This window comes from Tianweitania populi, assembly GCF_014652875.1.
GTDB classification, from domain to species: domain Bacteria; phylum Pseudomonadota; class Alphaproteobacteria; order Rhizobiales; family Rhizobiaceae; genus Tianweitania; species Tianweitania populi.
The window spans coordinates 42344-62218 of the sequence record NZ_BMZQ01000003.1 but is presented as its reverse complement, the minus strand read 5'-3'; the positions used below and the strand labels follow the sequence as shown (position 1 = coordinate 62218).

The 19875-nt window shown below is 59.2% G+C and carries 21 protein-coding genes, 1 pseudogene and 1 other annotated feature; of the genes and pseudogenes, 9 read left to right on the top strand and 13 right to left on the bottom strand.

Going from position 1 to position 19875, the window contains the following annotated elements; translation table 11 throughout:
• Nucleotides 1-3 precede the first annotated feature (3 nt).
• From IE166_RS20725 to IE166_RS20830, 3 genes are read left to right on the top strand one after another with little or no spacing between them, the layout of a single operon-like run.
• Nucleotides 4-201, top strand: coding sequence for a M14 family metallopeptidase (locus IE166_RS20725; protein WP_244641543.1), 198 nt, complete (start codon nucleotides 4-6; stop codon nucleotides 199-201).
• Complete coding sequence (locus tag IE166_RS20720) at nucleotides 202-675, top strand: M14 family metallopeptidase (protein WP_280514886.1); 474 nt, start codon at nucleotides 202-204, stop codon at nucleotides 673-675. It abuts the gene before it with no gap.
• Entirely contained in the window at nucleotides 662-886 is a 225-nt protein-coding gene (locus IE166_RS20830; RefSeq protein ID WP_453901325.1) for a hypothetical protein, read from the top strand. Before IE166_RS20720 ends, IE166_RS20830 begins: the two co-directional genes overlap by 14 nt.
• A gap of 240 nt (nucleotides 887-1126) precedes the next feature.
• On the opposite strand, the gene IE166_RS16735 is transcribed toward IE166_RS20830, so the two are convergent.
• From IE166_RS16735 to IE166_RS16725, 3 genes are all read right to left on the bottom strand, one after another.
• Nucleotides 1127-1534 carry a hypothetical protein gene (locus IE166_RS16735; RefSeq protein ID WP_189506210.1) on the bottom strand — a complete coding sequence of 136 codons (408 nt, stop codon included), beginning with the start codon at nucleotides 1532-1534 and terminating at the stop codon, nucleotides 1127-1129.
• A gap of 19 nt (nucleotides 1535-1553) precedes the next feature.
• Nucleotides 1554-1997 (bottom strand): PaaI family thioesterase, encoded by a 444-nt coding sequence (locus IE166_RS16730; RefSeq protein ID WP_189506208.1) that lies wholly within the window; start codon nucleotides 1995-1997, stop codon nucleotides 1554-1556.
• 83 nt (nucleotides 1998-2080) lie between these two features.
• Nucleotides 2081-2671, bottom strand: a complete 591-nt coding sequence (locus IE166_RS16725) for a TetR/AcrR family transcriptional regulator (RefSeq protein WP_189506206.1) — start codon at nucleotides 2669-2671, stop codon at nucleotides 2081-2083.
• 161 nt (nucleotides 2672-2832) lie between these two features.
• On the opposite strand from IE166_RS16725, the gene IE166_RS16720 reads away from it, so the two are divergent.
• Together IE166_RS16720 and IE166_RS16715 are read left to right on the top strand one after the other, a co-directional pair.
• Nucleotides 2833-3093, top strand: a complete 261-nt coding sequence (locus IE166_RS16720; RefSeq protein ID WP_189506204.1) for a hypothetical protein — start codon at nucleotides 2833-2835, stop codon at nucleotides 3091-3093.
• The gene (locus IE166_RS16715; protein ID WP_189506202.1) at nucleotides 3090-3566 is read left to right on the top strand and encodes a PaaI family thioesterase; all 477 of its coding nucleotides are present in this window, start codon (nucleotides 3090-3092) and stop codon (nucleotides 3564-3566) included. Before IE166_RS16720 ends, IE166_RS16715 begins: the two co-directional genes overlap by 4 nt.
• 537 nt (nucleotides 3567-4103) lie before the next feature.
• Here IE166_RS16715 and IE166_RS16710 read toward each other — a convergent pair.
• From IE166_RS16710 to IE166_RS16675, 8 genes are all read right to left on the bottom strand, one after another.
• On the bottom strand, nucleotides 4104-6107 hold the full coding sequence (locus tag IE166_RS16710) for a pyridoxamine 5'-phosphate oxidase family protein (protein ID WP_189506200.1): 2004 nt from the start codon (nucleotides 6105-6107) through the stop codon (nucleotides 4104-4106).
• Between the two features lie 117 nt (nucleotides 6108-6224).
• The gene (locus IE166_RS16705) at nucleotides 6225-7835 is read right to left on the bottom strand and encodes a dipeptide ABC transporter ATP-binding protein (RefSeq protein ID WP_189506199.1); all 1611 of its coding nucleotides are present in this window, start codon (nucleotides 7833-7835) and stop codon (nucleotides 6225-6227) included.
• Nucleotides 7836-7849: 14 nt separating this feature from the next.
• Nucleotides 7850-8725 carry an ABC transporter permease gene (locus IE166_RS16700; RefSeq protein ID WP_189506197.1) on the bottom strand — a complete coding sequence of 292 codons (876 nt, stop codon included), beginning with the start codon at nucleotides 8723-8725 and terminating at the stop codon, nucleotides 7850-7852.
• 11 nt (nucleotides 8726-8736) lie between these two features.
• Entirely contained in the window at nucleotides 8737-9678 is a 942-nt protein-coding gene (locus IE166_RS16695; protein ID WP_189506195.1) for an ABC transporter permease, read from the bottom strand.
• Nucleotides 9679-9699: 21 nt separating this feature from the next.
• Nucleotides 9700-11271, bottom strand: coding sequence for an ABC transporter substrate-binding protein (locus tag IE166_RS16690; RefSeq protein WP_189506193.1), 1572 nt, complete (start codon nucleotides 11269-11271; stop codon nucleotides 9700-9702).
• 93 nt (nucleotides 11272-11364) lie between these two features.
• A complete protein-coding gene (locus IE166_RS16685; RefSeq protein ID WP_189506191.1) occupies nucleotides 11365-12831 on the bottom strand; it encodes an amidase in 1467 nt (488 codons plus the stop codon).
• A complete protein-coding gene (locus IE166_RS16680; protein WP_189506188.1) occupies nucleotides 12824-13162 on the bottom strand; it encodes an AtuA-related protein in 339 nt (112 codons plus the stop codon). Before IE166_RS16680 ends, IE166_RS16685 begins: the two co-directional genes overlap by 8 nt.
• Nucleotides 13155-14504 carry an acyclic terpene utilization AtuA family protein gene (locus IE166_RS16675; protein WP_189506185.1) on the bottom strand — a complete coding sequence of 450 codons (1350 nt, stop codon included), beginning with the start codon at nucleotides 14502-14504 and terminating at the stop codon, nucleotides 13155-13157. Before IE166_RS16675 ends, IE166_RS16680 begins: the two co-directional genes overlap by 8 nt.
• A gap of 94 nt (nucleotides 14505-14598) precedes the next feature.
• On the opposite strand from IE166_RS16675, the gene IE166_RS16670 reads away from it, so the two are divergent.
• Nucleotides 14599-15504: a LysR family transcriptional regulator gene (locus IE166_RS16670; RefSeq protein ID WP_189506181.1), complete on the top strand. Its 906-nt coding sequence runs from the start codon at nucleotides 14599-14601 to the stop codon at nucleotides 15502-15504.
• 191 nt (nucleotides 15505-15695) lie between these two features.
• Here the strand turns inward: IE166_RS16670 and IE166_RS16665 are convergent.
• Nucleotides 15696-16513, bottom strand: a pseudogene (locus IE166_RS16665) (IS3 family transposase); the annotation flags it as partial.
• Nucleotides 16149-16265 (bottom strand) — a sequence feature (AL1L pseudoknot). It overlaps the preceding pseudogene by 117 nt.
• Nucleotides 16514-16702: 189 nt before the next feature.
• Here IE166_RS16665 and IE166_RS16660 point away from each other — a divergent pair.
• Both IE166_RS16660 and IE166_RS16655 read left to right on the top strand, forming a co-directional pair.
• A complete protein-coding gene (locus IE166_RS16660; protein WP_210312985.1) occupies nucleotides 16703-16987 on the top strand; it encodes a type II toxin-antitoxin system RelE/ParE family toxin in 285 nt (94 codons plus the stop codon).
• Complete coding sequence (locus IE166_RS16655; protein WP_210312984.1) at nucleotides 16962-17306, top strand: HigA family addiction module antitoxin; 345 nt, start codon at nucleotides 16962-16964, stop codon at nucleotides 17304-17306. Before IE166_RS16660 ends, IE166_RS16655 begins: the two co-directional genes overlap by 26 nt.
• A 473-nt stretch (nucleotides 17307-17779) precedes the next feature.
• Here IE166_RS16655 and IE166_RS16650 read toward each other — a convergent pair whose 3' ends face one another.
• Nucleotides 17780-18469 (bottom strand): GntR family transcriptional regulator, encoded by a 690-nt coding sequence (locus tag IE166_RS16650; protein WP_189506175.1) that lies wholly within the window; start codon nucleotides 18467-18469, stop codon nucleotides 17780-17782.
• Between the two features lie 164 nt (nucleotides 18470-18633).
• Here IE166_RS16650 and IE166_RS16645 point away from each other — a divergent pair, with 164 nt between their 5' ends.
• The gene (locus IE166_RS16645) at nucleotides 18634-19854 is read left to right on the top strand and encodes an aminotransferase class III-fold pyridoxal phosphate-dependent enzyme (protein ID WP_189506173.1); all 1221 of its coding nucleotides are present in this window, start codon (nucleotides 18634-18636) and stop codon (nucleotides 19852-19854) included.
• Nucleotides 19855-19875 lie beyond the last annotated feature (21 nt).

The following is a 19875-nucleotide window of genomic DNA, read 5'->3' as shown; positions in this document are numbered from 1 at the left end:
TTCGTGACTGGCTATACACAGGTCTGGACGGCCATTGATTTCGAAGCAGACGGCAAGCAGGGCGACTGGCTCCGAGTTCCCCACTCGACGGACCTGTCAGGGTACGGCGTCATTCCCATCCCGATCGTATGTATCAAGAACGGCGAAGGCCCGACTGCGCTGTTCGTCGGAGGCAGCCACGGCGACGAGTACGAAGGTTAGGTGGCATTGGCTCGGCTCGGCAGGGAGATCGATCCGAAGGATGTCAGTGGGCGCATCATCATCTTGCCATCCCTGAACCTGCCGGCGGTAGCCGCTGGACGGCGGGTGTCACCGCTCGATGACGGGAACATGAACCGGTCGTTTCCCGGCGATCCGAAAGGTGGCTCGACAGCGATGATTGCTCACTACGTCTCCTCGGTGCTCTTAAGGCTGGCGGATGTCGTCGTGGATCTTCATGCAGGAGGTCGATCGAGCTACTATCTGCCCTGCGCTCTCATAAGAGAGGGCGGTGATGAAACAGAAAAAGAGGTGAACTCGCCCGACGGTTCGGCGCGCCGATCACGTCGATCAGCGACGGCTCGGGTGGCGGTGGGGCGACCTGTCTGCGACGGCACAGAGCCTTGGCCTGCCGGCTCTCACGGCCGAACTTGGAGGACACGCGACTCTGTCAAAAGAGGGAATGGAGATCGCTGAAGAAGGCCTTTGGCGGGTTCTTCGAGAGTATCAGATCGTTTCAGGCGCCAGAACAATGCCGGCACAGCAAACCCGCTTCATGCAAGTGCGTGGTCGTGGCGCCTTTGTCTACATGATGAGCAACGGGATGTTTGAACCCGCAGCGGATCTGGGTGCCACAGTCCAAGATGGTCAGCTTGCCGGTTTCATTCATGCCATCGACCAACCATAGCGGCGGCCTGAGGAGGTGACGTTCAGACAAGAGGGCTTGGTAGCATGCAGGCGAGCTGTTTCACTGACTGTGCCTGGGGACTGCCTTTACAAGCTCCTCGTCGATGTCCCATTACGCTGATCGGTGGCAAGATGTTCTACAGAGGCAATGAGAATGTTTCGGGGTCCGAAGCGGCCCTCCACAATGGCTCCCGTCGGCGCGAAGCCGCGGCCGAGATTGAAGCGCATGGCCAAACATTTTTCACATTGACGCTTGCCATGACATGCGTAACGGAAGGTCGGTTCGCTCGATCCATTGCGCCACAAGGCGCAACGCTTCCTTGCCGTAGCCATGCCCCTGAGCATGTCGGTCAGTGCGCATAGCATCGGCAGGGTTTCGGCGCTCTTGCAGCACCTTACCGTCCTCACTCTTGATCGCGGCATAGCCTAGTCGAACGACGGTACGCTGCTCTGGCCCCAGGAACGGAAAATGGCGAGCTTCCTGCTCGTGGCAGCGGCCTTGCACCTGGACATCTTTGAACGCGTCAGGAAAACCTTTGCGGGAGAACAGCGCACCTCCGCCCTTGAGATGGGCAGTGAAGCTTATCAGCTTGCGCCAGCGGTCAAGGCCGCCATGCGCTGCCAAGGTCTGGGCGAGAAGATCGGTCATGGCATCGCCTTCGATGACGTTACAGGACGAGGAGCGTCGACGTTGCCGACGCACACAGCCGACCGTTGCGGTCGTGCAATTCGCCGCGCGTGAAAGCTACGCGGCGACCGTGGGATACGGTTTCGCCTGTGGTGCGGAGTGGCCCGCTCTCGACGGAGAGACCACGGTGGAAGGCAACCTTCAGCTCAAGTGTCTTATAGCTCTGGCCTGCTGCAAGTGACGATTGCAGCGCGAGGCCGCAGGCGCTGTCGAGCATAGTTGCGGGATATCCGCCAGTGATCGCGCCATCGGGATTGAGCATGGTTGCAGGTGGCGTCGTTTCGATAACGATCCTTCCCGGTTCCAGCTCGACGATCGCGAAATCGAACGTTTCCGCAACGGGCGGCCGAGCAGACCGTCCTGTTCGGATCGCCTGTAGAAGGCTCAGGCCATGGGGTGCGGTGGAAAGACCATCAACAAGCATGTCGGGTTCCTATGATATGACAACGATCATACTAAACGGCAGACGGAAAGCACGGCGCGTGTTGCCCTTCACTCTTGATGATCTTAGCTCTCGCTATGAAGGCCCAACGTGGTCCGCACGGAGATGCGCGTCTTTGCAAGCAGCTTTTCGGCGTCCTGGCGATCGGCGATGCGCGCGAGACTGATAGCACCAACCATTTCGGCCAGTGCCACGTCGGCACGTGCCTGGGAATCGGTGATGCCGTTGCCCTCCACAAGCCGCGACAACCGAGCGCGCATCCGTAATGACGCGGCCGCGAAACGGGATCTAGCGGCTGCCGGCATCCGGTGCAGCTCGCCTGCTAAGATCGGGATCGGACACCCGCGTTCGCGGGCGTCCCGGTGTGCCATCGACAGGTAACGGTCTACAAAAGTCGCTAGGATTTCTCCGTCTCCAGCCTCGTCACCCTTGGGCAGCAAATGAGGCTGGGCATCGGCGAACATCTGGTCGACGGCATGAGCGAGAAGATCGTTCTTCGACTTGAAGTGCGCATAGAATCCACCATGCGTAAGTCCGGCACGGCTCATCACTGCGGCGATCCCCACGCGCTCCGCGCCATCGGCACGGATGGCAGCCGCCGCTTCCCTCAGGATGCGTTCGCGAGTCTCCGCCTTGTGTGCGGTATCATACCTCATAACCTCGCCTCTTTGATCGCCCACGGCAGGGTAGATGGCAGGCAGACGCGTCGCATTCGCTGTAGGAATTAGGAGTGGCCGCGCTCGCCTGGAGGATTCACTTGCTAAACGAAAGTCATATATTACAGCCATCATCCAATGATTGCAAGGGGAGAGATGGCATGGCTGCAGCCGCGACAGGCAAGAAGACATTCGAAGCGTACGAACAAGGTCTCGCACAGTCGCGCCATACGATGATGGAACACGACACTGCGTTCCCGTTAGCAGCGTCTGAAGCGCGGAAAAACTTGACCAAGATCGCACAAAGCGCGGACGTCCGCATCCAGCTCGATCCCGTTCATGCCAGCGTCCATCATCTGCGGGCCAAGCTTCGGGGTGCGGCCAAGGTCCGCTCTACGGAAACGCTGGATCAGCGTTCATGAGCGCAAGAGAGACAAAGCGCCTTGATGGGCTTGCTCAGCTTTGGGCCATGTTGGGCGCAGGCGTGCCTGCCTCAATCGGCGAAACGCTCGGCTTTTCGCTGGTCGAGGTAGACGCCGGCCGGGCCGTCTTCGAAGGCCAGCCTGACAGGCGCGTCTACAACCCCATCGGCTCGGTCCATGGCGGCTATGCGGCCACGCTGCTCGACAGCGCGTGCGGCATCGCGGCTCACAGCCAGCTTGCAGCTGACGAAGGCTACACAACGCTTGAGCTTAAAGTCAGCTACCTTCGCGGGCTGTCGGACAAGAGTGGTCGCGTCAGAGCCGAAGGGCGTGTGGTGTCAAGAGGACGCCGAGTTGTGTTTGCTGAAGCGGCATTGGTCGATGGTGCGGGACGTTTATGCGCTACCGCGACTTCAACGCTGCTCGTGTTTTCGCTCCCGCCTGTAGAACCGCCACGCGCCGAAACCGAATAGATCAAGCTGAAGACGCATGTTGTAGAAGTTCCTGCCTGCTTCGCGATCGGCGAGACTTCAACCGCTAGATCCAGCGCGTAGTTGTTGTCGGTACGGATCAAGACTGATGAAAGCCGCTGTACATGTCAAAGGCATGACGGGGCCAATGGATCATTAGCTCAGGCTTACAGTCTAGGCTGGCACTGAAGCACTCCTCATGTCACTGGACAGGTCGGCTAGTATGACTCAGTGGTGGTGAGGTTGCGCTGGATGAGCCATCCTGCCCGCTTTGTTCAAGTTAACGGTAACGCTACTGTCTACGAATGTCCGCTTCTGGACCCGCTAGGAATACAAGGTATGGCTGCAACGGGGTCGAAAGGAGCCGAACGCTAATGCGGCGAAAAACATATGTTTTCCGACGAATTTTAGAACATCCCCTGTGGGAAACACGCGCTAAGTGCAGGCTTAACAACAGTCTATCTCGGCAGCTTACATAAGCTTACAGCTGCTATGGTGACAGTGATAAACCAAACGCCACTATCATCAGTGAACCGCTCTCTAGCAATCTAGCTCGATGTCGCCTTTGGGGATCGACTGACACAGGAGGACTTGGCCACGCGCAATCAGCGGGACTTCTCCAGATGGGTAGATCACACCACCGCTGACCATCTTCTGGCTGCAGGACTGGCATTCGCCTGAGCGGCAAGAAAATTGGACCTCAATGTCGTTTGCAAGCGCTAAGTCGAGCAGCGAGCCGCATTCCGGTGTCCACGTCGCCTGCCTATTGGAGCGTGCAAACACAACCTCCCGGGGTGGCAGTTTCATCTGTGTCTCAGACAGCGCGAAGCCGCCGCCACTGCTCTGCTCGAAAGCCTCCATGCGAATGGATGACGGCGATGCGCCCAGTTCGATCAGGCCCTCGCTTAACGAGGACATGAATGCTTCGGGGCCGCAGATGTAGAAGTCGGCTTCCGCGACCGGTACGTGCCGCGCAACCGCTGCGGCATCAAGCCGGCCTTCGTGGTGGCCGCTATCACCGGCTTCGGGGCGCGAATAGGCAGTCAGAATGCGAATGCCGGGATTTTGCTCGGCGAGGCGCAGAACCTCCGGTGCAAAGAAATGGTGCCGGGAATTTTTGGCGGCATGGACGAACCAGACGTTTCTCCCGGGCTCTTCCTTCGCAAGATACTCGGCCATGGGCAGTAGGGGCGTGACACCAACACCGGCGCTGATCAAAACGACCGGCTTCATCGGTTCGCTGTCCAGAACGAAGTGTCCGCCTGGAGGGCCCAGGAAGACCATGTCTCCGGGCCTCACGGTGTCGTGCAGCAAAGCCGAGACGCCTGCATCGCCGACGCGGCGAACGGAGATGCGCAACGCTTGATCGCTTGGCACCGAAGAAATCGAATAACAGCGCTGGCGCGCCGACTTGGCGTCGTCAGGCAAGGAAAGGGTGACAAACTGCCCGGGTGCGGCCGCGCCGATCGGAGCACGATCGCGTGGGCTGAAGGTGAAGGAAACGACCTCCGGGCTTTCCTGCCGGCGCTCCACGCAGGTAAAGGCGCGCTTGCCGCTCCAGGCGACGGGGCGTGTGTCCATCCAGATGCGTGACCTGGTCAGCGCCGCCGAGCAGTGAAAGAAGATTTCGTTCGACTGAAGGCTGAGTTGTCGCCGGCCTTCAGCCGAGGCTGAAACTTCGCGGTAAACGCCATTCAGGCGAATGTTGTCGCAGCGGCCTGGCTCGACTGCAATGATGGCGAATGGAGCGGCGTGCGGCATGGCATCGTCGATGCCTGACCCCTCGTGTTTGAGGTCAAGCAACAGCGACTGGGCGTTGGTTGTGGGATCCCGGCGCAATGGCGGACCGCCAGCCAGGTCAATTGAAATTTCTCCAGTCGTGCTCTCATGCGCGAAGACGATGAAACGTGCCTCGTCGATGAAATTCATGAAGCCGGGTCCGGCCGTGTCATAGACCTTCTTCTGCACGGCAGGGCTTGGCGTACCGTAGAACTCACGCAATCCGGACTGCTGAAGGCGGCTTTCGGAAGCCGTATCGTAGAGTACCGGGTCGCGGCGGCGGTCTGTCTGCCACTGGATGTCGCGTGCATAGATGGCAAGCACGTCATGCGTTGCCTTCAGCCCGGACTGGTCGACCCAGAAGCCGCTCGCCTCGAAAGCCTCGCTCGCTACGAGTTCCATCCGGGTTGGGTGCAGGATGATAACCGTCAGCGGACTGCTCTCATCGGCCGGGAAGGCAGCGATGTCGTCGTCCTGCTGAGAAATGGTGGCGCGAGCGAAGATGCGGAGATAGGCGTTTGAGGCACGGTTGAGGAGGAGCAGAGCTACTTCAGGGTTGCTCAACACGTTGCCGATCGTGTCGAGCCGCTTGTTGCCGACATAGTCGGGCAAGAGCAATGCGCCGTCTTCGCGCAAGCGCAGAACCGAGGGCTGGCCTCCGCGCGGCGAAACATCCATTGCGCCGTCGATGTTGCGCGATGCAATGAAGAGCAGGGTGGATCTTTCGATGAAAGTGCGCGCCTGGTCGTCCATGGTCTGTTTCATCGAACTGCTTCTGCCCTGCGCCCAAAATTGACATCAGCGGCTACGGCTAGCCGGCCTGGGGACTTTGGAAATATGCGGCAACGAACGCCACCATCCGTCCTTTGCATCCCACAGCCGTCAAGCGGCCGGCGTCAGGTCCCATTCTCCCGGGATGGCATTGATCAACTCGCGTGTGTAAGCGGCCTGGGGCGCCGTGAAGATGGTCTGGGTCGGTCCGACTTCCACCACCCGGCCACGATGCATGACCAGAACACGATCGCAGATGTTCGAGGCGACCCTCAGATCATGGGTGATAAAGAGCATCGCGAACCCAAAGTCATTCTTGAGGCCTTCAAAGAGGGCCAGCACCTGCGCTTGAACGGAAACGTCGAGTGCTGAAACAGCCTCGTCGGCGATTACGAGACGCGGCCGCATGGCCAATGCTCTGGCGATGCAGATTCGTTGTCTTTGCCCACCCGAAAATTCATGCGGAAAGCGGTTCATCGCATCGCGCGGCAAGGAGACACGATCGAGAAGCTCATGAGCTCGCCCAACAGCCTCGGCCTTGCTGACCCCGTTTTCGATAGGGCCCTCCGTCAGAGACAGACCGACTTTTCGGCGGGGGTTCAAGGACTTGAATGGGTCCTGGAAGACCATTTGCACGTCGGCCCGATAGCGGCGCAAGGCTTGTCCACGAAGCTTGGTCGCGTCTTCGCCGAACACCTGCAACTGGCCGTTATCGGGCGTTTCGAACAGCATCAGCGTTCGTGCAAGCGTCGATTTGCCTGATCCGGACTCGCCGACGACGCCCAGAACTTCGCCCGGATCGATGTTGAAACTGACTTTGTCGAGTGCCTTTACCTGGCGCGTGCGACCAGTGAAGCCGCGTGTCGTGTAAGTCAGTTCCAGGTCATGGGCGCTAACAAGCGGCGTATCGGACGGCGGCAGGGGAGAACGAAACCGATATTTCGGAACCGCTGCAATCAGGCTGCGCGTGTAAGGGTGCTGCGGCGCCTTGAGGATGTCCGCGGCAGAACCATGCTCGACGACCTGTCCATTCTGCATGACATAGACGGTGTCGGCGACTTCCGTGACGACGCCGAAATCGTGCGTTATCAGGAGAATTCCGCTTTCATGGCGCGTCATCAATTCGCGAAACAGCTTCAGGATTTGAGCCTGCGTCGTGACATCGAGCGCCGTTGTCGGCTCGTCTGCGATGATGAGGGCGGGCTCCAGCGCAAGAGCCATCGCGATGACCACGCGCTGTCGCTGTCCGCCGGACAATTGATGCGGGAATGCCATCAGCGTTGCGGGAGGATCGGGAAGGTGTACGTCGCCAAGGAGTTCAAGAATGCGACGTTTTCTTTCCTGGCTGCCCATTTTAGGACGATGGATCTTGAGGAGTTCGCCGATCTGGTCGCCGACCCGCATAACGGGATTGAGAGCCGTCAAAGGCTCCTGAAAGACCATTGAAACAACACGCCCTCGCAGATCCGCGAGTTGTTCTGCGTTGGCGCCGGTCATCTCGTGACCGTCGAGCAGGATCTGTCCCCCCACCAGGCGCAACCCTCCGGGGAGAAGCTTCATGACCGCCGACGAGGTCACCGACTTTCCGGAGCCGGATTCTCCTATGAGGCAGGTGATCTTGCGCCGCCATACCGTAAGGCTGACGTCATCGACCACCTCCTTTCCGGCAGGAGCATTCAATCCGATCGACAGATTGCAGATTTCAAGAATGGGTTCGTCCATCGGGCTGATCCAGTCTAACGGGCGCGGCTTGCTGATATCCGCGGATCGAGCAGATCGCGCAGACGATCGCCGAGGATATTCACGGTGAGGACAGTGATGGACAGGAAGATACCGGGAAAAAGGATACACCAGGGTGCGCGTTGGAATGCGGTGCGTCCTTCCGCAATCACGTTGCCCCAGCTTGGTATCTCCGATGGGAAGCCGACGCCAAGAAACCCGAGAACGGCCTCTGACAGAATGGCGGAGGCGAACATGTAGGAGAACTGGACGACAAGCGGCGCCACGCAGCCAGGCAGGACGTGCCTGAGGAGGATCTTCCAGCGCGGTATGGACATGCTGACGGCCGCGAAGACATAAGGCTCTTCGCGCAGGGTCAGCACCATTGCCCGTATCAATCGAGCCACACGCGGTATCTCCGGAATGCAGATCGCAACCACGATCGACACGAGGCTGGGCCCTACCAACGAGACGATTGCGACCGCAAGCAGCACGTTTGGAATAGCCATCAGGCCATCCATGACCCGCATGAGGATCTGGTCGATCAGCCGGAACGATCCAGCCAGCAATCCCGCCAGCGTGCCGAAAAAGGCGGCGAGCACAGCTGACAGAAAGCCGACCATCAAGGATATCTGGCCGCCATGCAGAACACGGGAGAAGATATCGCGGCCGAACTGATCCGAGCCGAATAGAAATTCGCTCGACGGCAGCCGATAGCGAAAACGAGGACTGATGCTCAAAGGATCGGCGCTGGAAATCCAGCTGGCCAAGATTGCCGATCCAATGACGAGGCCGAGCATGACCAGAGCCATCATCACGAATGGCTCACGGGCTACGAGTCCTAGGATGCCGCTTGGCGGGGTTGAACGATGGAGCGTGGAAGTATTGGACATCGCCTACCCCATCAATACCGGATGCGCGGATCGACAATCAGATAGATGATGTCGATCGTCAGGTTGATGAGGACGTAGACGAAGGAGAAGACGAGGATCAGCCCCTGCACGACCGGGTAGTCGCGTCCCTGGATCGCATCGATGGTTAGACGACCCAATCCCGGAATGTTGAAAACGCTTTCCGTCACGACGACGCCTGAAATCAGGGTGGCGATGCCGAGACCGATGACCGTCACGATCGATACAGCTGCGTTGGGCAGGGCATGCTTCCAGAGGATGCGCTTCTCGTGCCCCCCTTTTGCCCGCGCGGTGCGAATGAAATCTTCGCCCAGAATTTCCAGTATGCTGGCACGTGTTACGCGGGAGATCAGCGCCATGAAGACGATGGACAAGGTGATCGCCGGCAGGATCACATGGCGCAGGCTTCCCCACGGATCTGCGAAGGGGCTGACATATCCCTGGACCGGAAGAAGTTTGGCGTTGATCGCAAGCAAAAGGACGAGCGTGTAGCCGATAACAAAGCTCGGCACAGAAAAGCCGATCACTGCGAAGGTCATGACAACACGATCACGCCAACCGTCCCGGTTCCAGGCGGCGATCGCTCCCATCGGAACCGCAAGCAGTACAGTGAGGATGATTGTCACGGTGGCAAGGACTAGGGTCGGCTCCAGGCGGTCCGCAATAAGGCTCAGGACCGGCTGTCGGGAAAGCACGGAGTTGCCGAAATCCCCGCTGGCCATTTGCGACATCCACAGCACGTATTGGACTACCAGCGACTGGTCGAGGCCGAGCGCCATTCGAACGCTTTCGATCTGCTGCTGTGAGGCATGCTCCCCGGCGATCACGATAGCTGGATCGCCAGGGCTCAGGCGTAGGAGGAGGAAGACAAAGGTCGCGACCACGAGCATGACGGGGATTGCCGCCAGCAGTCGCGTGAAGATGAGTCGCGCCATGGATCGCCCCCTCTCAGTGAGTTATTTCTTCTCGATACCCCAGACCACCGGGATCGCGGAGGAGATTGGCGGGGTTACGTTGTCGCGATAGGCCGTGTACTGATAGTAGGTCCCCAGCGGCACGAAGAAGATCAACTCGTTGGCGCGCTCCTGGATCTTGGCCGCTACGACCTTCTGCTCTTCCAATGTCGCGGCGCGGGCGAAGTCCACCTTGAGCTTGGAAATTTCCTCGTCGGAAGACCACCCCACGTAACCGTCATTACCCTTCGTATCGAGATTGAGGTTCGAAAGGGGAGACGACAGGTCGGACCCATACCAGCCACCGAACGCGATACTCCAGCCGCCTTCAGCCACAGGAGCCTTGCTGGTCCGCTGTGCCAGATAGGTCGAGAAGTCCATCGTCTGGACTTTTACGTTCATTCCGGATTGGCGCAGATATTGAGCCGTGATCGTAGCCAAGCCCGCGAAGGAGGGCACGTCGGACGCATCGAGGATTACAACCTCCTCGCCATTGTAGCCGGCTTCGGCCATCAAGGCTTTCGCCTTTTCCAAATCGGGCGCCTGCATGCCCAAAGGATTGACGTCGGTCGTCAGCGGAGACTCGCAGCCATAGAGCGAGGGACAGAGCTTGTAGGTCTCCGGGTCGCCGATCGTTGCGGCCATGAACTCCTCTTGCGAGATCATGGCCGCAACCGCCTGACGCATCTTAACGTTATCAAAGGGTTTCTGGAGCCAATTGATACGCAGAACGGGTGTAAAAGTGCCTGCACGCATGCCGTATTTGACGCCGGGAGCATCTTGGATGTTCGGCAGGAGATCGGCGCTCATCGTCTCGATAAGATCGATCTCGCCACTCGTCAGGGCGTTGACGGTTGTTTGCAGGTCGGGGAACGTCAGCCACTCGACACGATCCACCTTCGCAACCTTTCCGCCGGACAGCGAATTTGCAGGTTCCGAACGCGGGACGTAGCCATCGAACCGTGCATAAGCCGCCGAAACGCCAGGACGAAATTCCTCAGCGAGAAAGCGGTAAGGTCCGGAGCCGACGATTTCCTGGATGCCCTGCTCGCCAGCGGTCTCGACGATGCGTTTGGGCATGATGAAGGCGGGAAACGAAGACGGCTTTGCCAGCGTGTCGATGAGAGGACCGAACGGTTCTTTCAGCTTGATCGTGAAGGTCTTTGCATCAACAGCTTCGACGCTGGCCAGGATGAGTGCGATCTGCTGACCCGTAGCATCCTTCTTCATCCAGCGCTGGAGCGAGGCGACGACATCATCTGTCGTGACAGCCGCATCATCATGGAACTTCAAACCGTCGCGTAGCGTGAAGTTGTAGACAAGCCGATCGTCGCTGATCGACCACGTGTCGACCATCTGGGGCTGAGGCTTGCTGTTCTCGTCGACGCTGAACAGCGTGTCGAAAACCATGTAGCCGTGATTGCGAGTGACATAAGCAGTGGTGTTCAGCGGATCGAGCAAACGCAACGTCGCGTTTGGCACCATCTTGAGCACCGTTTCCTGAGCAGAAGCGGCCAAAGGCGTAGCGAGGATCGTCGCAGCCAATGCCAGCGTTTTTAGTGAAGCATATTTCATTTAACGTTCTCCTCTTCTTTCTTGTTATTCCTGGTCATCCAAGCTGACACACGCCGGAAGCGGGCTTGGCCGATCCCGGCATGTGGCCGGGGATCACCCGTTCGCGGGCGTCCGGCATTGTGCGCTACCTGCATAGGGTCCGCGCGGTGCTCTCGGATCGACCGGTGTCCGGCCCAAGGCGCCGACGATGTCTTCGAAGATCTGCGCGGCTGCGAGTAGATCTGCTTCTCCGCGCGGTCGCCCCACCAGCTGGAGGCCGACAGGCATGCCTGATTTGGTGAAGCCGCAGGGAACCGAGATCGACGGACAGCCAAGAAGCGAGATCGTGTAGGTTATTGCAATCCAGTCGATGTAGGCATCGAACTCATGGTCATGGAGCTTGTCCACCCGGCGCCAATCGCAAGGAAAGGGCTCCATGATGCCGGTCGGGCAAACAAGCAGATCGTAGTCGTCGAAGAACGCCATGGTGCGCAGGAACATCTGAGCGCGTTCGCGCTCGCCCCAGGCATAACGGGTGATCGGCAGTTCAGCAGCGCGTTTGACTGAATAGTGGATCTCGGGGATCATCCGGTCGCCATGCGCCTCGCAGAGCGGACCCATATTGGCCAGATGGTTCACCCCGCGGATTGCGTGGAAGACTTCGACGCCGTTTGATAGGTCCGGCGCATCGTGCTCGACTGGGATCCCGGCCTCAGTGAAGCGCTTTGCAGCGGCTTCGACAATGGCTGCGATCTCTGGATCAACCGGCGTAACGCCAAGGTCCGGCGAGAAGCCGATGCGGCGAGGAGCCTTGCGGTTGCTTGCTGCATGCAAGAACTGGCCTTCTGTGACGGGGATGGTCAGCGGATCGGCCCAGTGTTCCGCCACCATGGCGTCCAGCATAAGCGCCGTGTCACCGACGGTTCGAGCTATCGGACCCAGAACCGCAAGCGTGTTGAACGGCATCCCCTTGCGTGCGCGCGGCACACGACCCGGCGAGGGACGAAGGCCCACAACGGAATTGTAGGCGGCTGGAAGGCGGATGGACGAGCCGAGATCCGACCCCGTAGCAAGCCAAACCTCGCCGGTGGCCACAGAAACGGCTGCACCGCCGGACGAGCCCGCTGCGGTTCGCGACGTGTCGTAGGGGTTGCGGGTCGGACCGAACAGGTCGTTGATCGTGTTGGCATTGAAGCCGAATTCCGGGGAATTCGACTTGCCCATCGTGATTGCGCCGTTGGTCTCCAGCGTTTCCACCATCGGAGAGGATTTCGTCGCGACGTATTCTTCGAAGATCACCGACCCGCCATTGGTGTGCCGAACGCCGGCCACCTCATCCAGGTCCTTCACCGAAATCGGCAAGCCTGTCAGAATCGATGCGGACCCTTTGGCATCGTCGAAGTGCCGCGCCTGTGTCCGCGCACGCTCGAAACAGGTTATGGGAAGAGCGTTGACCTTCGGTTCCACGGCCTCGATGCGCCTGATGGATGCTTCAACAAGCTCCAGCGAAGAGATGTCGCGCGACTTCAGCCGTTCCACCGCCTCCACAGCCGTCAAGTTGAGCAGTGCGGCGTTAGACATTGCAGTTCTCCGAAAGAAGGATCGGCATCGAAAGAAGATGGAAGGAGAGGCACTTTCCGTGTGCATCGAGATACAGGCTCGAATTCACGCCACCGCCGAGGGCATTCTCGAGAACGATGTTGAAGCCGCCTAATACCGGTAGATCATGCCGCGTGATGCTGGTCGGTTTGCGCCTGGAAAAATGCTCCCGAATGCGCTCCGGCGTGACCTGCTTCGCCAGCATATGCCAATGGGCGGGATCGTACGGAAACAGGCTGATGTTCAGGCGGTTGTCCTTATCGCCGGCGCGGGCATGGGCAATTTTGTGCAAAGGGACACTGAGCTCAGCCATGAGATGCCTCGTCGAACTTGACCGCATGGCTCGTCACAAGCTCGCGCGGGATCAGAACCGGTTCGGAACTGAGGCGCTCGACAAGATGGTTTCGCACGCCACCACCACCGGCCGGACCGCAGAGATAAAGGCTCTCGACCTCATCAAGCGCGATCTGCGCACGCTCACGCGTGGACGTTTCCACCGCCAGTCGGACACGGATTTCGGGCACCTGTGCCAGCGAAACAGGATCTGCATTGCATGACCCCGAGATGGCATCGACCCCGATCAGGTCGACGCGGTTCTGCGGGATGTCCAACTTGCGCAGTCTGCTATCAAGAATGTCGGCCGCCAGTCGGCCCCGCTTCACGGCGTTCGGACCGGTATAGGAAATCTCAGCCTCGCCGAACCACCCGCCTTTGTAGCAGGCCATGGCGCGTAGTGATCGGGGCTTTTCGCGCCCCTTAGCGCCGGAAAGCGTCACGCGGTCCGGGCCGGCTTCGGCGATGCGGACATTGGTCAGGTCGAGCACGACATCAGGCGTGATGTAGCTTGCCGGATCATCGATCTCGTAGAGAACCTGCTCGCGAACCGTAGAGACGGTCACACATCCTCCCGTTCCGGAGGGCTTGCTGATGGTGATGACGCCATCGCGGGAAATTTCGGCTACGGGGAAGCCGATATTGGCAAGATCCGGAACGTCCTTGATGCCGGGATCTGCAAAATAGCCGCCTGTTACCTGGGCGGCACATTCGAGCACATGACCGCAAAGCGTGCCGGCGGCAAGACGATCCCAATCCTCCCAGCCCCATTTGAAAACGTGCATCAGCGGGCCAAGGGCGAGGGATGGATCCGAGACCCGACCGGTGACAACGATTTCGGCACCATCATCGAGCGCCTCGCAAATGGAAGCCGCGCCGATATAGGCGTTGGCAGCAACCAGCTCTCGCTGATCCATGCGCGCTTTATCCAGTGCGTTGCGCGCCGGTCCGTCCATGACGTTGTCACCCGCAACATAAGCTAGCTTCGGCTTTCTCAAACCGAGTTCGTTACAGAGTTGAGCGATGCGGCTGCAGGCAGCGGCGGGATCGGCCGCGCCGAAATTGCCGATGATGCGGATGCCATGCGAGAGGCAGATCTCCAGAACAGGCTTCAAGAAGGCTTCCGTGCGGGGCAAGTAACCAGGACCGCCATTCATCAGGCGCAGCTGAGCCTGAGCAAGCGTCCGCTCCGCAAGGGTTTCGTAGATCATAAAGCGAGGGCCGTCGCACTTGGACAGCTCTTGCGCTACCGCACGGCCTGCATCGGTGCGATCTCCGGCAAATCCAGCCCCACAACCAATAAAAACTCGGTCTTGTCGCACGCTGCCACAGCCCCATCCACCAGTCTCGCGAATGTTATAGACAGCGCATTTCACAACCAGCTAACATCAAATTCTGCTATATTCAGAACTTGGCATGATGAATTACACTCTTCGACAACTGCGGGCGTTCCGATGCATCGCGGCCCATCGCAACATCACGCATGCCGCGCAGGAACTTGGACTGACCCAATCGGGTCTGTCAGCGATGCTGCGTGAGTTGGAGATCGACGCTGGTGAGGCCCTTTTCGAGCGTACGACAAGAAGAATCGATATCACGCCGGCCGGGATGGTGTTTCACGCACTGGCGGAACGCGTGCTGGGCGAAGCGGAGACCCTCGACCAGGAATTTCACGAGTACCGCACCGGCGCACGGGGCATCCTGCGGCTTGGTGCACTTCCATCCCTCTCTGCGCAAATGCTGCCGCGGCTTTTAACGAGCTTCCGCTCGGATCATCCTTTTGTCGAAGTCGAGCTTGTCGAAGGTCATGCAGGGACACTGTTCTCGATGGTCAGCGAAGGCGCTTTGTCGATCGCTCTTGGCACCGCCTTTGCCAGAGCACGTCATCTTCGCCAAGAAACGTTGTGGCGCGATGAAATCGTGGCAGCCGTACCCATGGGGCACAACCTGGTTGGTGCTGGACCGATCCGATGGAGAGACCTAGCCGACCTTGACTTCATTGCCATCAAGGACACATCCAGCCTCCGAAAGCTTTCTGACGCAGGGTTTGAAGTAGCTGGCACAAGGCCGCGCATGGCTCTTGAGGTCGCCTCAATGGCCACTGCCGTTGCCTTCGCCCGATCCGGCGCAGGATTCACCATCTTGCCACGCTCTGCATTGGAGATGCTCTGCCTGGATGGATTGGAGATACTGCATTTGAAGGAGCCGTCGCTGTGGCGAGACATCTCGATGATCACTCCCGAGCGCCTGCCAAACCAGGTCAGCATCGCCTTTCGTGATCTCGTTCTGCGGGAACGCAGCTCGCGCAGCAGAATAGACTAACGAAGCGAAGCTCGAAGCTTCTATCTTGAGCCGGCTGACGGCTAAGTAAAAAACGCGTTGGGCAGTGGTTTATCATTTCCACCGCCAATCACATGTTTTTCGTACATTACTGGAGCTTTGCTGAATTATGTTGCGCGGCGGTGGTGCAGCAACCAACAGAAAGCGGGCTTTTGTTTAGCTAATGATTAGCCCAGGACAAAGCTCGCATGGGCGGTCCTGCTCACTCGTGAGCCGACAATGCGACGGGCGTAGGCGTCGATGACGAAGGCCACGTAAACGAAGCCCGACCAGGTGCTGACGTAGGTAAAGTCCGATAGCCAGAGCCTGTTCGGCGCCGGGGCATGGAACACCCGGTTCACATGGTCGCGTGGACATGGCGCGGCCTTGTCCTGCACCGTAGTGCGGATCGGCTTGCCTCGAATGACCCCGTGAAGGCCGAGTTCGGCCATCAGGCGTTCGACCGTGCAGCGTGCGACGGCGAAGCCCTCGCGCAGCATCTGACGCCAGACCTTCCTTGCGCCGTAGACCTCGAAGTTCTCGGCGAAGACACGTTTAATCTCTGGCTTGAGCTTCAGGTCCCGCTTCGCCCGCGCCGACAGCTTCTCAGGATCGGCGCGCTTGGCGACATGATCGTGGTAGGTCGACGGGGCGATCGGCAGCACCTTGCAGATCGGCTCGACCCCATGCGCCTCGCGGTGATCGTCAATGAACGCGATCATCGTTTGAATGGGCAGTCGAGCTCCGCCTGGGCAAAATAAGCGCTCGCCTAGCGCAGAATCTCGTTGGCCTGACGAAGCTCCCGGTTCTCCCGCTCCAGAGCCTTCATCTTCTCGGCAGTGTCCGCCGGCAAACCAGCCCTTTTGCCGGCATCGACTTCCGCCTTCTTCACCCAATCCAGTAGCGTGTGCGCCGAGCAGCCGAACTTCGCCGCTATCGACTGGCAGGTGGTCCAGCGGGAGGAATGGTCAGCCTCATGATCCAACACCGACCGAACCGCGCGTTCGCGCACCTCAGGGGAAAACTAGTTCGTCGTTTTGCTCGTCATGGCTCCATCCTATTTGGAAGTTGGAGCCTCCGGTAAACCCGGGGCGGTTCAATAGGCCCAATGCCTTCAGGCCGCGCAAAACAATGAGTATTGCGCCCCTCGCGCCGGATCACCACCAATCGCGCCCGATCCAGCACCATGAGATGTTTGGTAATGGCAGGCTGCGAGACGCCCGATCCTTCCGCTACCCGTTGCGTGAGCGGTCGGCTTGCTCGCAAGCTACCCGGCGACATCCAACGCCCGGCGCTGAAGAAGCTGCGGCAGCTAGATCTGGCCGCTGCACTGGACGACCTGCGCATTCCTCTTGGCAACCGTCTGGAGGCGCTGCCGGGCAACCGTGCCGGCCAGCACAGCATTCGTATTAACGACCAGCCGCGCATCTGCTTTCGATCGGACGCCGGCAACGCCTGCGATGTCGAGATCATCGACTACCACTGACTTTGAGGAGGCAGGCATGAGCGAACAGATCCCCCAAGACTGGCTGCCCAACGTTCACCCGGGCGAGATCCTGCTTGAGGACTATCTGCAGCCTATGGGGTTGACGAAGAACGCGCTGGCCACCGCTATCGGTGAGCCGGCGACACGTATCGGGGAGCTGATCCGCGGGCGCCGTGCGGTCACTGCCGATACCGACCTGCGCCTGTCTCGCTACTTCGGCACGTCCGAGGGTTTCTGGCTCCGCCTGCAGAACGCCTATGACCTGATGGAGGCCCGGCGCTCCGGGCATTATCAGGAAATTGTGCCCCGAGCGGCTTGAGGTGTCAGTCAGGGATGTGATCTGCCAGCCTTGACGTTGGGCGAGCTACAGAACGCAGTATTGCTCGAACCGTGGCGGTTTAGGCGCGAACCGAGTAGTTCTGGCACTGCTAAGGGTGAACGTTCGCCTTTGGTAAAGTGCGCGGCGGCTCAAATGACTAAGATAGGGCCTAGAGCTGCGGTAAGGCAACTCACGCCGAAGCCGTAACCTAAAAAACCACTCGTTTTCCGACAGGGCGTTAGGAGCACGACCATCCACTCCAAGCGCCCAAACAAAATGATGACCTCTGTCTGTACGCCAATCGCCGGCAGTATTGGGGAAGCCGTAGATCAGCATCCAAACGGCAAGGCTGAAAATCAGCCATGTATCATTCTCCGACTCGCTCCGTCATGAAGAACGATAGTTCAAGCTTCGAGCACTGTTCACGAGCTAAGGGAGTTAAAGCCTCGCCAAGCAGCAATAGGGTATTGCCATCATGCACCCCGCAGCCCTTCGCGAGCGTCTATTTCCTGAAGATAGCTTAGGAAAGATCGACCGCCTTCTGTCAAATCGGCACGGAAGGCTGAGGCCAGCGCTTCCGCATCCTGCGCGCGTAGCGCGGCCAAGACATGCAGATGCTGATGCGGCCCGTCATAGCTTGGATGGCCGAAGGGGTAGAGGAAGTTCAGCAGCGGTCCGATTTGGATCCAGAGACGCTCAAGGATTTCGATGAGCTGCGGCATCTCCGAGCGTCTATAGACTGAAAAATGGAACTCGTAATTTGCGAGCAGGGCTGCTGGATAGTCTTTCTCCAGCTCCGCGCGAATGAGCGTCTCGTGAACCGTTTCCAAATGGTCGATGAAGGCTTCGTCAATGTTGGGTAACGCCTTTACCGCTGCATGCGGCTCGAGCATGAGGCGGATCTCGCGAAGCTCGACATATTCTCGAAGGGTGAGCCGACGTACGCGAATATAGTAGCCGGGCTTCATTTCCAGCGCGCCGTCGCGGACGAGTTGCAGCAAGGCTTCGCGCACTGGTGTTTCGCTGGTTCCCAGATTTCGGGCCAGCTCGCGGATCTTCAAGCGCGCGCCTGGCTGCAAACGGGCTGCCATTAACTGGTGGCGAAGCTGGCCGTAGATCTGCCCGGACAAGCTCTTCGGCTGAATATCCGTGAAAGCCTGCATGTCCCTAATGCCTGTCCATTCTTCACCTGCCTGCGCAGCCGCAAGCGGCGAATGCTTGTTTTGCCTTGCAGCAGTTTCTCACATGCTTGGCCACCATAAAGAACTTGATGGTCAGAGATACATGATATATCAAAATTGCAACTGAGTTCATTGGGGTGGAAAAGATGGATCTCCAAGCCTTCGACACCGATGCCGCTCTAAGAGAGCGTGCAGCCAAGGTCATCCCTGGCGGGATGTGGGGTCATCAAAACAGCGCACGCCTTCCGGCCGGCTATCCGCAGTATTTTACGCGCGGCGAGGGTTGCCGCACCTGGGACGCGAACGGACGCTCCTACATCGACTATATGTGCGCCTGGGGCCCCATGATCCTGGGCTATTCCGATCCGGATGTTGAAGCTGCCGCAGCCCGCCAGCGGGCTGAGGGCGATGGTTTTAACGGTCCAACGCCGAGGCTGGTTGAGTTAGCTGAACTTGTCGTGGACACGGTAAGTCATGCCGATTGGGCGATGTTCTCGAAGAATGGTACAGACGCGACGACCGCCTGTGTAACCACAGCGCGTGCTGGAACAGGACGACGCAAGGTTCTCGTTGCGCGCGGCGCCTACCATGGCGCCATTCCGTGGTGCACGCCTTCCGTGGCAGGTGTCACGGAAGAAGACCGCGCTCACCTCGTCCAATACGACTACAATGATGTTGCGAGCCTTGAAGAAGCCGTTGCATTGGTCAAGGGCGATCTCGCCGCGATAATCGCAACCGCTTTCAAGCATGATCTCGGCAAGGAGCACATCCTTCCGACCCGCGAGTTCGCGCAGGCTGCTCGGCGGCTCGCCGACGAAGCCGATGCGGCGCTGATCGTGGATGACGTCCGCGCAGGGCTGCGGCTTGATCTCGGCGGGAGCTGGGACTTGGTTGACGTCAAGCCGGATCTCTCGGCCTGGAGCAAGGCGATCGCCAATGGCCGCGCGCTCGGAATGATGACCGGCAATGATCGCTTCCGCGAAGCCGCCACCAAGATCTACACGACGGGATCGTTCTGGACAGCTGGCGTAGCAATGGCCGCCTCGATCGCCACGATTACCAAGCTGCGGGACTGCGACGGTATTGGCCGGATGAAATCCGCCGGGCAACGGCTGCGCGATGGGCTGCAAGCACAGGCTGACAGATATGGTCTGCCGCTTAGGCAAAGCGGGCCGGTTCAGATGCCAGTCTTCCTGTTTGAAGGCGATGGAGATCGCGAGCTGGGTAATCGCTTCTGCCTCGAAGCCTTGGCTCGTGGCGTTTACTTCCATCCGACCCACACGATGTTCCTGTCGGTCGCGCACACAGACGCGGTGATCGACGAGACGCTGCAGGTCACCAACGAGGTGTTCAAGGCCATCGCCTGAGTACGGATGCCGCTTCAAGCG